13 protein-coding genes are annotated in these 12,971 nt (G+C 40.6%); 4 read left to right on the top strand and 9 right to left on the bottom strand.

The window, feature by feature from the left end:
* The first annotated feature begins 501 nt into the window (after positions 1-501).
* On the top strand, positions 502-1,596 hold the full coding sequence (locus AAEY93_RS12575; RefSeq protein WP_351077316.1) for a DUF2066 domain-containing protein: 1,095 nt from the start codon (positions 502-504) through the stop codon (positions 1,594-1,596).
* Between the two features lie 153 nt (positions 1,597-1,749).
* The gene (gene hda / locus AAEY93_RS12570; protein WP_101031916.1) at positions 1,750-2,460 is read left to right on the top strand and encodes a DnaA inactivator Hda; all 711 of its coding nucleotides are present in this window, start codon (positions 1,750-1,752) and stop codon (positions 2,458-2,460) included.
* Positions 2,461-2,574: 114 nt separating this feature from the next.
* Here the strand turns inward: hda and AAEY93_RS12565 are convergent, their stop codons facing one another.
* The 4 genes from AAEY93_RS12565 to bepA all read right to left on the bottom strand — a co-directional run bounded on the left by AAEY93_RS12565 (position 2,575) and on the right by bepA (position 6,986).
* On the bottom strand, positions 2,575-4,524 hold the full coding sequence (locus tag AAEY93_RS12565) for a hypothetical protein (RefSeq protein ID WP_351077313.1): 1,950 nt from the start codon (positions 4,522-4,524) through the stop codon (positions 2,575-2,577).
* 148 nt (positions 4,525-4,672) lie between these two features.
* The gene (locus tag AAEY93_RS12560; protein ID WP_101031914.1) at positions 4,673-5,050 is read right to left on the bottom strand and encodes a DUF2069 domain-containing protein; all 378 of its coding nucleotides are present in this window, start codon (positions 5,048-5,050) and stop codon (positions 4,673-4,675) included.
* A gap of 11 nt (positions 5,051-5,061) precedes the next feature.
* On the bottom strand, positions 5,062-5,418 hold the full coding sequence (gene arsC / locus AAEY93_RS12555) for an arsenate reductase (glutaredoxin) (RefSeq protein WP_101034680.1): 357 nt from the start codon (positions 5,416-5,418) through the stop codon (positions 5,062-5,064).
* A 98-nt stretch (positions 5,419-5,516) separates the two neighbouring features.
* Positions 5,517-6,986 (bottom strand): beta-barrel assembly-enhancing protease, encoded by a 1,470-nt coding sequence (bepA, locus tag AAEY93_RS12550; protein WP_101031913.1) that lies wholly within the window; start codon positions 6,984-6,986, stop codon positions 5,517-5,519.
* 126 nt (positions 6,987-7,112) lie between these two features.
* On the opposite strand from bepA, the gene AAEY93_RS12545 reads away from it, so the two are divergent.
* Together AAEY93_RS12545 and AAEY93_RS12540 are read left to right on the top strand one after the other, a co-directional pair.
* Positions 7,113-7,334 carry a sulfurtransferase TusA family protein gene (locus AAEY93_RS12545; RefSeq protein WP_101031912.1) on the top strand — a complete coding sequence of 74 codons (222 nt, stop codon included), beginning with the start codon at positions 7,113-7,115 and terminating at the stop codon, positions 7,332-7,334.
* A gap of 25 nt (positions 7,335-7,359) precedes the next feature.
* Positions 7,360-8,442: an AI-2E family transporter gene (locus AAEY93_RS12540; protein WP_101031911.1), complete on the top strand. Its 1,083-nt coding sequence runs from the start codon at positions 7,360-7,362 to the stop codon at positions 8,440-8,442.
* A gap of 180 nt (positions 8,443-8,622) precedes the next feature.
* Here the strand turns inward: AAEY93_RS12540 and AAEY93_RS12535 are convergent, their stop codons facing one another.
* From AAEY93_RS12535 to can, 5 genes are all read right to left on the bottom strand, one after another.
* Positions 8,623-8,871, bottom strand: a complete 249-nt coding sequence (locus tag AAEY93_RS12535; RefSeq protein WP_351077310.1) for a DUF2897 family protein — start codon at positions 8,869-8,871, stop codon at positions 8,623-8,625.
* A gap of 75 nt (positions 8,872-8,946) precedes the next feature.
* The gene (kdsB, locus tag AAEY93_RS12530; RefSeq protein WP_124011652.1) at positions 8,947-9,684 is read right to left on the bottom strand and encodes an 8-amino-3,8-dideoxy-manno-octulosonate cytidylyltransferase KdsB; all 738 of its coding nucleotides are present in this window, start codon (positions 9,682-9,684) and stop codon (positions 8,947-8,949) included.
* A gap of 88 nt (positions 9,685-9,772) precedes the next feature.
* A complete protein-coding gene (gene kdnB / locus AAEY93_RS12525; protein ID WP_351077307.1) occupies positions 9,773-10,843 on the bottom strand; it encodes a 3-deoxy-alpha-D-manno-octulosonate 8-oxidase KdnB in 1,071 nt (356 codons plus the stop codon).
* 71 nt (positions 10,844-10,914) lie between these two features.
* Positions 10,915-12,099, bottom strand: a complete 1,185-nt coding sequence (gene kdnA, locus AAEY93_RS12520) for an 8-amino-3,8-dideoxy-alpha-D-manno-octulosonate transaminase KdnA (RefSeq protein ID WP_124011650.1) — start codon at positions 12,097-12,099, stop codon at positions 10,915-10,917.
* A 171-nt stretch (positions 12,100-12,270) separates the two neighbouring features.
* On the bottom strand, positions 12,271-12,885 hold the full coding sequence (gene can / locus AAEY93_RS12515) for a carbonate dehydratase (protein ID WP_101031906.1): 615 nt from the start codon (positions 12,883-12,885) through the stop codon (positions 12,271-12,273).
* Positions 12,886-12,971 lie beyond the last annotated feature (86 nt).

Raw genomic sequence — 12,971 nt, 5'->3', positions numbered from 1 at the left:
AATTGTCACATAAAAGCGATCATATGCATAACAACTTATAGGGCGCTGTAGCGATTATTGTTATTCGATATGGCTACAATACCCAGGTCTTGTTGAACTCGAGCTGTCAAAATTTTTTCGCGATAAGCGAGTTAGCTCTTTGCTTAAAATGATGCGGCGCAAGTGTTAGAGACAAAGTCTCTAAGTAAGCCTGTCTCTTGTAACAAAGACCCTAGCTTACAAAGACACTTGCTTAACATCATTACCGCGGTTTAGCCGAACCCTCCGGCAGCGTTTGTGGCTTCTTTCTACTGCATTATCACTTATTCATCTCGAACATCGACACACCATAAACGTTGCCTTGGATAAAACGGCCATAAACTGTTGTAAAATTTATCTCAAAAGATCAATCACTTCCTTTCAATATGTTTGTGCAAAAAAGAGTTTTCGTTATCTATTACTCGATGAAATTTTATTATGATATAATTTGCCTACTTTTATTTGCTGCGTTTATGTTATCAGATGCTGAAAAAACTAATTAATCTCATTGTGTTACCCCTGTTTGCGCTTACCTCAATCGCGCTCGTGCAAGCTGCAGAAGTCGGCAAGCTTGATGAAGCGGATATTGCGGTAAGCTCACGCGCAAACGATGTTAAAGATCACGGCCTCAAAGAGGCATTAGCTGCCGTTTTCATAAAAAATTCTGGTCTGCCTAGCGTGGTGTTAAATCCATTGGTTAAGGCTCAAATTAATACACCAGAAGTCATTTTGACTCAATATGGTTATTATGAAAAAAATGGCGAGCTAATGCTCAAGGCCAGTTTTGACCATCAACGGATTATTTCAACGTTACGTCAAGCAGGTTTACCTGTTTGGGGTAGTCAGCGACCCTTGACCCTGTTATGGATGTCTGTCAATGAGAACAATGAGCCGACTGTGTTAGCTGATGCTTCTTCGGCAGATATTCGTATTGAGTTGGCTCAAGAGTCTACTAATAAAGGCATACCATTATTGCTGCCGATTATGGACTTGGATGATGTTATGCAAGTGAGTATCACTGATGTACGAGGGATGTTTACTGATGTATTAGCCAATGCATCTGCGCGTTATCAAGCGGATTACTTTGCCGTTGCGAATGTGGACACTCAAGGCGGTAATGTCCATTTCTCCTTTAAATTATTTGATAAAAATAGAACTAATGGCGTGTTACAAGCATTAATTTCACAACAAGGTAATGCTGCTGATTATAAACAAGCGACTAAACAAATGATGAACATTCTGGCCGATTATTATATTAGCCAGTATGCAATCGCCTCTACAGGTAGTGATGTTGCAACACAAGTCAGCTTTACTGGGTTAAATAACATGATTCAAGTGGTGCATGTTGAGACCTATCTTCGTCAGCTCAGTGCAGTAAAGTCGATTAAGCTTAGCCAGTTCAAGGGTGATTCTGCTACTTACTCGATAGCGCTGTTTAGTAGTGTAGACGATTTACAGCGGCTGCTTAATATTGATAGTCGGCTATCACAATTAGATACAAAGGGCAGTGTAGAGTCATTTTATGAGTCTAAGACTGACGACACCAAACCCAAATTGATTTATCAATGGTTAGGCTAATAAGTATTACTGGTGCGCGGTACATTGTAATAGTGCAGCGTTAAATACTGTACCAAGACTCGTTATGTGCAGGTTTGTCGTTGAAACTCGCATAATTGAGCGACTTAGGTATATAATAGTGTTAGTTCGTTTATGATTTTGAGACCTATCTGAGTGACACAAAACTCACCAAGACAATTATCTTTACCCGTTTATTTACCTGACGATGAAACCTTCCAAAGTTATTACCCGGCTTCGGGTAACGACGAGTTGATCCAAAAACTTCAAGCCAGTGCTGAGGGGAGGTTGGCTTCTTCTTTATATGTCTATGGTCCTGAAAAATCAGGCCGAACACATTTAATGCATGCTGCCTGCGCCCATGCTAATGACTCGGAACGCCGCACTCTCTATATTCCATTAGGTATCCACGCAAGCATTTCACCGGCATTATTTGAGGGCCTAGAATCTCTTGAATTGATTTGTATTGATGATATAGAAGCGATAGCGGGTAACCTTATATGGGAAGAAGCGATTTTTCATTTGTATAATCGTATTGCTGAACAACAAGATTGCCGCCTGATTGTCAGCGGCAAAGCTTCACCTTCTGAAACGGGTTTTTTGTTGCCAGATCTGGTTTCTCGTATGCAGTGGGGCTTAATTTATCAACTTCAACCGATGGCAGACGACGAAAAACTAGTTGCTTTGCAACGCCGAGCGGCAATGCGAGGACTGCAGTTGTCAGATGACGTAGGACGATTTTTACTGACTCGAATGGCGCGTGATTTACGTTCTTTGTTTGATGTACTCGATAAATTAGATAAAGCTTCGATGGTGCACCAACGTAAGTTAACCATCCCGTTTATTAAAGAGATGCTTAGCCTTTAGTGCCTTAGGGTTTAATTCATTAGAAATAAAATTATCGCCATCAGTCTATCCGATTAGACAATAAAAAACGCCAAATGCATTCATTTGGCGTTTTTTATTGCGTGAGTCAATGGCTTATTGCTTCACGTGATCACTGCCACTAAATTGCAATGGTCTAGTGTCAACAGAATTTTTTTCAGTTTGTGATGAAATTTTCTGTGAAGATTTTGATGGATCAGTTGTTAGAAGCAAGTTTTGTGCCCAGGTTTGGCCTTTAACTAACGCTACTGGTGCAGGTAAACCATCCATCACTTGTCTTACCTCTATTTCAGGTAACATTTGGCTCAAGACGTAACTAGCGCGATCGTATAACTCAGGTTGACCGACTCGGCCGCGTTGGCCCCATTCAACCACAATCGTCGAGCTTGTCTCAATTTCTGGTTTGTCAGTAATGGCGATATCACGCAAAATACCATATCGATGGCTCAACATCACTTCTTCAAATAGCATGGCAACATCTTCTCGTGTTGATGAATAAGCATAATCATCGTTGGCGAGGTCACTTGAGAAAAATAGCGCTACATCACTTGGAGTATAGGCTTTTTGGGTGTTATTTGCAGATTCACCGGCATGATTTACTTTTGCAAGACCATACATCTCATTACTGGTTAATGGATAGCGTATATTGAGTTGAGCTGATGTCATGGCATTCGATTCATCACGACGCTGATATTCGTCTATTAAGGTAGGTCCTTGAATATTGGCATGCATGCTTTGTGGATAATAATCATTTGCGTGAGCCAGTTCATGATAGAGCAAATCAGCTAAATCATAAGACATGCTGTCAATCGTGCGGTTGATGCGATTACCTTTTTCTATGTATTCACTTGCATAAGCATTATCTTTAACATAACGATAGGGAGATAAATAATTCAGGTCTTCACCAAAGTTGCTGCGATAATCAGGCGTTTCATTAATCGTATCTCGCTGGGCAGAAGTTAGCCACAGGTATTCAGGATCAAGATATATTGCTCCTATAAAACCAGTATAAAAGGCTGGTCTGATATCGTAACTGATGACGACAGCAGTCACTGATTGCAACAATTCTACAAAATCATTATGAGTTTGTGTACGTAAATAGGCTTCAAAGTTTGCCCCCATCCAGTCGTGCGACACGACCACTCTGTCCATAATCGTATCGATAGGATCGAGATTGGTATCTTGGCTAATAAAGGGCAACTCATTAATGATGTTGCATGGATCAACGAATTGGTTCGAGTAAACACAAGAGATTAGTTGGTTTGCATATGGTGAGTCAGGCTTGTAAGGGTGCATTCGTGCAATGGGGTAGCTGAAGTAGGCGTCCGATGGGGTGGTTTTTTCTTTGGTTACGAGTAAATTGACGTCATCACTAATGGTTTGGCCGTCAAATGTGGCAGTGGCTTTAAGACTGAATAGTTGATCGGTATCGACGTTTGGCGCAACAAAAAACGGCCTATTTATGTCACTTAAATCCACGTTGGTAAAGGCTTTATTATTAGCACTCGGATACATGCACCAACTGATATTTTCAGGTACTTGGCCGTTTATATTCTGTATACGCAAACTCGCATCAGTTCTATTCACCATTTGATGATCGCTATTAATGCGTAAAAGATTGTCATTAGAATCGGCAGTAATTGATACCGTTTCTTCAATGTTGATGTTATCGCCAGAGACCGTCACTTTAAAAGCGTAATCTTGGTTACTTGTGGGTGTGAATGCTAATACTTGGCTATTAACTGCAGCAAGTTCAAGACTGGGTCCTGAAATCTGCTGCCACAAAAATGTTTTTCCAATACTGTCTTGTTCATTGATACTGGCAATAATGCTACCTGGTTTGTCTTTGGCATAATCGTGTTCAAGAATAAAAGTCAGTTGAGAGTTTGTGTCGGCAATGGAATAAGTAATATTTTCACTGCAGATTTCGAAAGTGGATGAGGTAGGTACACCTGGATTGTTATTGTCTGAATCTCCTCCGCAGGCGCTAACTAGTATGGCACTGGCTAAAAGACTGTAGATCCCTAAATTTTGCGATAACTTCATTAAACCTCCCTGTCTATTTTATTATTATTTAAAAATACATTTTTATAACATCCTGTTAGCAAAATAATGTAGCATGCTGTTTTGTATAAATGCAACTAACAAAAAAGCGCCCGAAGGCGCTTAGTGAGGCAACAAAAATGAAGGTTGGTTATTGTTGCTCAGATTTTTTCTTTAACCCTAATCCCAACTCTCGGCCACGTATGCGGGCATAAAACGGAAAACTGACAAGTAGTACGCAAATAAGCACCGATTCAATTAGGGCAAAAACAAGGGCGTCAGTGGTGACATAAGCTAGGGTTAATCCATGTAATAAATACAAACACAGAATAAAACTCGCCCATGCATAAGTGTATGGGTTACCCGTTAAAATACCTTTTAGCGGCAACAATAAAGGTACAATCCATATTAAGCTGAATCCTAGCGAGTAAGTTCCATTTATACCTTGTTGAATAAACCAGCCGCTGAGCAACAAGAGTAATGCAAGGTAACCAATTCGACTTAGTTGAAACAAGGTTTGTGAAGTCATTATTTTACTCGTTAAAGAATAGACAAAACATTTTCAGGTGGACGACCAATGGCAGCTTTGTTGTTCGCTAACACAATAGGGCGCTCAATTAATTTAGGTGTTGCTACCATTGCAGCGATAAGTTGAGCTTCCGATAACGATGTATCCGCCAAATTCTGAGCTTTATATTCGTCTTCTTTGGTGCGCATAAGTTGGCGAGCCGTTAAGCCAAGTTGCTGTAATATTGTATGGATTTCTGCGGTAGTGGGTGGCGTCTTTAAATATTCAACAACAGTGACATCGGCATTATTTGCTTGCAGCAATGCCAATGTTTCACGACTTTTTGAACAGCGCGGGTTATGTAGTATCGTCGTTTTTGTGGTTGTCATGGTCATAGTCCGTCATTAAAAAAATGGCAAACAATAAGTGGGTTTATTGTTTGTCATTATTCTATCAAAGAATTGCTTATAAGGTTAGATTATCGCAGCTATTTTAATGCCTCCATAGCTCTATCCGCTTGTCTAAACTGCCTTATTCTCGCTTCAATTCGCGCCAGTTGTAAGGTTTGGCCATCGGAATAGCGATAGGCATAATTGAGTTGGTCAATCGCACCTTTATAGTTCGCCGATAAGGCCATCAGTTCAGCATTGCTGTAATACTCAAGTGCTTTGTTGTCTAGCTTACGGTATGCATCAGCCATAATTTGATATGGCAACATGTTCTGTTTATCGAAAAATATCAGTTCTTCTAACAGCGGGATAGCTTTTTTAGGCTGATCTGCCTGAACATAAATATTGGCTAAGTTAGCGTTGACCACTTGTGAGGTCGGTTTTAATTTCCGTTGAGCTTCTAATAATGCTATCGCCCCCGCAAAATCTTTTTTCTGATCTAATAAGTCTGTTTTGGTGTCGATGTAAAACAGATTATTGTCATCTTGTTTAAGTAACCCATCAATAATGACTTCAGCTTGATCAAATTTCTCTAAACGGAAAAGTGCTAAGGCTTTGCCATAGAGTGCAGCCTCTTTAAAAGAGTATTCGTTCTTTTTTAGTTGTTGATCAAACAAAGATAACGCTGCATCATCACTAAAACTGGAAAAGCGTACTTGGATACGGGCTTTAGCTAACTGAAAGTTTAAACTATTAGGAACATTATGTTTAGGGTACTGAGCCGCGCGATTACGCGCCTCGGTAATACGTGATTCTGGTAACGGATGTGTCAGTAACATTTGCGGTGGCGTCGTGGTAAAGCGATAGCGAATAGCAAGTTGACCAAAAAATGTAGCGGCAGCATTGGGATCAAATCCAGCATCTACAAGAATTTGCATTCCAATACGGTCGGCTTCTTTTTCATGTAACCGAGTATAGTTAATTTTAGATTGTGTGGCTAATGCTTGAGTTGTTGCTAGCGCAGCCATACCGGCTTGAGGTGCGGCAATCGTTAATAAAATAGCCCCTAACATCCCCACAATAGTCGCCGTCGAACTCTTTTCTTGTGCTTCAAGTGAGCGAGCTAAATGTCGTTGGGTGACGTGAGAAATTTCGTGGGCTAATACCGATGCTAATTCACTTTCGGTATCGGCATTTAAAAATAATCCGCTATGTACTCCAACATGACCACCAAAAAAAGCAAAAGCGTTGATTTCATCATTGCGCAGTAAAAAAAAGTAAAAGGGTGTTTTTACTCCAGTGGCATTAGCAACCAGCTTATTTCCCAGTTCTGATAAATATTGATTCAGCACCGGGTCACTGAGCACGGGTGCCGAAGAACGTATAACGCGCATATAGGCATCACCGTAAACGGTTTCTTTTTCTAAACTAAAAGTATTGACCGCTGCGGTGCCAAGATCAGGAAGATCGTTATTGGCAAAGCTGTGGCCAATACTGGCAGCAAACAAAACGCTAATAGCACTAGCGGCCAGTGTTTTTGAAAAGGTCAATAATGATAATTTACGCAAACGGAACCTTTATGATGATTGAATCGAAAATTTAATCTTAACCAACAAGAATGCTTAATTTACATTGCTTGTGGTTTATTGTCCAAACTAGGATAATAGCCCTAGATTGTTTAAAGCAAGTTGATAATGATTTTAATTGATTTAACACCCTATGTTTGTCCTTATCCTTTGGTAAAAGTAAAACTTTTACTGAAGCAAATGGATCTGGATGAAAAATTACATGTACTCTTGTCTGACCCTGGTTCACGCCGAGATGTTCCCTTGTTGATAAAAAAAATGGGTTTTGGTATTGAAATCATTGCAGATCAATCGCATTGTTTGTCATTTATCATCACCAAAACAAATTGATATTGTTTATATAAAAGGTTTTTCAATGCTGGAATTTTTAACTGATTGGTACAAAACCCGTTTTAGTGATCCACAAGCCATAACGTTAATGTTTATCATTATTGGGATAGGTCTTGCATTGTACTTTGGTGCCGGATTACTTGCGCCCTTGCTCGTTGCTTTGGTGTTAGCCTTTTTGCTTGAGTGGCCGGTGGCACAAATGTCGCGGCTGAGGATCAGTCGAACCGCCGCCGCAACGATAGTGTTGGTGGTTTTTTTAAGTTTGATGCTCATTTTGATGTTAGGTTTGGTACCCAGTATTTGGCGTCAAGGGGTGTCATTGGTCACTGATTTACCCTCTATGATCGATAAGGGAATGCTAATCGTTAGAGAGTTTAGTGCAGATTATCCTAAATTTGTCAGTGCATCGCAACTTGATTCGATGATGGAAGAAATCAATAAAATGCTAGATACACAGCATCTTATTGATTTAGGTAAACAAATTCTGGGTTATTCTGCGTCATTACTAGTGTTAATGGTGTACGCCATTTTAGTGCCATTATTGGTTTTTTTCTTTTTAAAAGACAAAGACCTTTTGCTGAGAGGTAGCAAACGTTTCTTCCCTACTAACCGCGGTTTAGCGCGAAAAGTATGGTTTGAAATGGACCAACAAATCTTCAACTATATTCGTGGTAAAGTGATTGAAATTGTCATTGTAGGCGTAGCCAGCTATATCTTTTTTGCCATCATGGGGCTGCGTTATTCTACGTTACTAGGTGTGTTGACTGGATTGTCTGTATTGATCCCGTATGTTGGTGCCACGTTGGTTACATTACCAATTGCGTTAGTGGCTTTTTTTCAATGGGGTTTCAGTGCTGAATTTGGATACTTAATATTAGGCTATGGCATTATTCAGGCGTTAGACGGCAATGTGCTGGTACCGCTATTGTTTTCTGATGCAGTGGATTTACATCCGGTAGTGATTATTGCCGCTGTGTTGGTATTTGGTGGCTTATGGGGCGTGTGGGGAGTCTTTTTTGCCATACCGCTAGCGTCGTTAGTGAAAGCGGTGATAAATGCTTGGCCGAATAACCAAGAGCAACGACGAGTCAAGTTCGACTCTGAATAGCGCTTGCGAATGGGGGCATTAATCCTGATACAGTAGCCTAACCCGTTGTATAAAAATTAAAGCTAACCCTATTATGGTGTTAGCTTTTTTATTATGTGGTTTAGGTGTGAGATGTATAAGTGTTTATATGTACAATATGCTATTTGTACAGTGCTTGCTGAGGCATACGACAATCGGCCACTATAGTGTTTTGTCTTTACTGTCTTTACTGTCTTTACTGTCTTTACTGTCTTTGCCTTCTTTGGTAGAAGATTCTTTATCAAGTTCTTCTGAACTATTTTTTTGCTCAGGGTTAAGCTCTTTGCCTTTATGCTCACCAAATTGAGGCATTTTAAATTTGGCCGAATATTTCAACACTGCAATATTACTCGCGATAACACCTAGGACTAAAATGATAATTAGCCATACTTCATAGCCTTCTAAACTCATTGTAAACTCCTGTTTAATATTGATATTTTATAGCCTTGCTGTTAAGCCAGCGCAGGCTAGATCCATATCTATTGCTTAGTCGACGGCCAAACGTAGCTCACACTTGCGAATATCTTCTGGGGTATCAACTTCTGGTGAGTCAAATGCACTGATGGCGATTTTAATTTTGTAACCATATTCCAGTGCGCGTAACTGTTCTAATTTCTCGATGTCTTCAAGTTTACCTAAAGGCAACTTAGCAAAGGCATTCACAAAACGCTTAGTGTATGCATAAATACCTAAATGTTTGTAAACAGGGTAGTCGTTAGTATCTCGACCAAAAGGAATGCGGGCTCGTGAGAAATATAATGCATTATGGTGATTATCGAATACCATCTTAACGTGCAATGGATCGTCTAACTCACCTTTATCGACAATTTCAAAACCTAAGGTCGCCATGTCAAACTCATTAGGGTGACGTTCAAAAAGCGTAATGATTTGTTCAATTGATATTGGATCAATCAGCGGCTGATCGCCTTGCAAGTTAATCACTAAATCGTCATTACTAAGACCAAGTTGCTCGATGGCATCGTTAATACGGTCGGTACCTGAAGCCGCATCTGGGCTGGTCATTACCACTTTACCACCAAAAGATTCAACCGCGTCTTTGATCCGGTCGTCATCAGTAGCGACATAAATATTATCTACCCCTCTTGCTAATGAGGCTCGTTCATAAACGTGTTGGATCATGGGTTTACCATTAATCGGGGCGAGTGGTTTACCCGGGAAACGGCTTGAACCATAACGTGCAGGGATTAATAGAGTAACGTTCATTAATATGACCTACTTGTGGTTGTGACAATGGTGTAGACAATAAATAAAAGGGCTCATAAGAGCCCTTTATGACTAAATGTATCGTTTATTATATACGACGGAATAACGTCGTTAGCATTTCATCAGTAACTTTTTCTTCCCAGCCTTTACCGTACACATTGTCCCAAAGTGGGCCCATGCTCTTGGTGACGGCAACCATCTTAGCGATAGTTTCATCTGGTAAATCTTTACAGATATTTTTCGGCAGAGTGATGTTGTGAATTTTCATCATTTTACGGAACTCAGTCACGCCTTCAGGGTAGAACTCTTCTAACACATCAAAGGCTAAACAGTTACCAATACCATGGTGATAACCCAGCACATACCCGAGACCGTAAGATACAGCATGACATGCACCTACTTGGCTATAAGCAATGCTCATGCCGCCCATGTAAGATGCCATCATTAATTTGTCATCTTTTTCTGGGTGGTCGTTTAAGAACACTTGACGACATAAATCCATCGATTTTTCAGCGAAGGCTTTAGCAAACTCGTTAAGATAAGTACCTTGTAATGACTCTACGCAGTGGATAAAGCAATCCATACCGGTATAGAACCACTGATCTGTTGGAACCCCTGCAATTAATTCAGAGTCCATAATGATTTGATCAAATACGGTGTAATCAGAGTTTAACCCTAGCTTACGTACCGGTCCGCACAATACCGCAGTACGTGACGCTTCAGCACCAGTACCCGATACCGTTGGAATACCAATATGATGTATCGCAGGGTTTTTAATCAAATCCCAGCCTTGGTATTCAGAAGAACTACCAGGGTTAGTTAGCATTAACGATACCGCTTTAGCCAAATCCATGGTTGAACCGCCACCTAAACCGACGACGCTCACAGGTAATTGGCTGTTAAATGCTTTAACTTGTGCCGTTAAACCATCAACTTGTTCTGTGGTTGGCTCATCATCTACGTTAACGTAGATAACTAAGTCGTGTGCTTTAGTTGGCACGCGGTCAGCCAGTGGTTTGCCCTGGTGGACATCATCGACAAGAAAAACAACAAAATCGTTTACGTCTTGTCGTTCTTGACCTAATACAACATCAAGTTGTACAAATGAACCACGACCAAAGATCATTTTTGGTACACATTTAAAATTTTTAAAACTCATTACAAGTGTCTCCATTGAGATAAATTCTGTAAAAAGTGCTCTCAGCTATCACTGACCAAGAGACATTAATGCTAGGCGAAAGCACGTTTAATATTCTCAATACGCTCAGCAATTTGCTCATCGGTCCAAGATAATTTTATCAGCATCGAAATGGTGCGGCTGATGATAGCGTCAGACTTAGGCGTTAGCACCTTAGTGTAATCTGGGCGATCGGCTATTAACATAATGGGTAACGCAGCAGGAGCGTTAAGCTCTTGGATGTGCTTCCAATTTTTAAGATAATGCCAATTGTTAACATACCAGTAAAAACAACCATCAACTTTGTTGGCTGCGAGCTTTTTATTAATTTCTTGAGTGCGAGCTTCCGTTGGCATCATAAATGTTAAGAAGCCTGCTGAATCACCTTCTGGATCAGGAATTTCACGGAATGTAATTTCTGCGATAGAAGCCATAGCATCTTTGATGGTTTTCTTGTTTTTACGTTGAATAGCAATGATTTTATCAAGCTTACGTAACTGTGCTAAACCCATTGCCGCATTCATTTCAGAAATACGGAAATTCAACCCCATCATTGGGTGCGATTCTGCACCGCGATCATTGCCTACATGGTCATGACCGTGATCTGAAAACATATGTGAATGGTTATAAATCTCGCTGTTGTTGGTCACAATCGCGCCACCTTCACCACAGGTAATGGTTTTGACTGAGTCAAAAGAGTAACAACCCACATCACCAATTGTGCCTAATGCTTGGCCTTTATAACTGCCACCGATGGCTTGACACGCGTCTTCTAAAATCACCAAGTTATGCTTTTTACATACTGCTTTGATTTCGTCCATCTTAGCCATTGAACCACACATGTGAACCAGGTTAATCGCCTTGGTACGTGGTGTGATTGCCGCTTCAATACCTTCTGGAGATAAACACAATGTTTCATCAATTTCAGCAAAAATGGGTACAGCACCGGCCATAAACACGGCTTCAACAGAGGCGACAAAGGTAAATGGAGGAACAATGACTTCATCGCCAGCACCAATGCCCGCTGCTGCCATTGCCGTTTGTAATGCAGCGGTACCGCTTGATACTAGATGAGCGTGTTTAACGTTCATCTTTTCGCAAAGTAATTGCTCCATGTCGCGGGTTTTCCAGCGATCATTGCGCATATGGTCAAAATTGTAACGGAAGGTAAAACCGTTCTCCATCACGTCAGCAACTTCCTGCTTTTCTTCAGGACCAAATAATTCAAAACCAGGCATGGAAATCATCTCCTAAAAATTCTGCGCATAGTAGCGCTAAATAAACGGGATGATTATAACGTCCTTCAGTGGTGGTTCGCGACTTTTATTGCATATTTTTAATAACAATAAACAAAGGCCTACTAAATAAACGACCTATTGATAAAGTGTAAAAGCAGATAGAAGGAGCCGTTATGCGAAATTTCGGCCATGAAGACGGTCAATGGTCACGTCTAAATCGGTGAGTAATCCGTTATTAACCCCGTAAATCCAACCATGTACTGCTACATCCTGACCGCGATCCCATGCTTCTTGGACTATGTTGGTCGACACGACATTTGACACTTGTTCTATAACATTAAGTTCGCAAAGACGATCAAAACGCCGTTGCTCAGTCATGGGTTCAAGTTCTGCACAATGAAAACGATGAATATCACGCAAATGCCCAAGCCAATTGTCAATCAGCCCCAATCGCTCTTGATTCATTGCCGCACGCACACCACCGCAGCCATAATGCCCAACGACCATAATGTGCTTTACTTTCAGCACATCAACAGCGTATTGCAGCACCGATAAACAATTTAAATCAGTGTGGATCACCATATTAGCGATATTACGATGAACGAATACTTCACCCGGTAATAAGTCGATAATTTGATTAGAAGGCACTCGACTGTCAGAGCAACCAATCCACAGGTACTCAGGATTTTGTTGTTTTGCTAATTTTTCGAAAAAGGTGGGATCTTCTTTGTTGATCCGTTCAGCCCAACGGCGATTATTTTCAAATAAAGGTTGAAGAAGTTTCATTGGTGCTCAAATTAGGTCGTTTTCGCCGGTAACGCATTACAGACTATATGTCATTTGTCTCGATTATATCAGCAATATCGGTGGAT

The organism is Shewanella sp. CAL98-MNA-CIBAN-0140 (assembly GCF_040309905.1).
In the GTDB taxonomy this organism is placed as follows: Bacteria; Pseudomonadota; Gammaproteobacteria; order Enterobacterales; family Shewanellaceae; genus Shewanella; species Shewanella psychromarinicola.
This window is presented reverse-complemented; position numbering and strand designations above follow the sequence as displayed.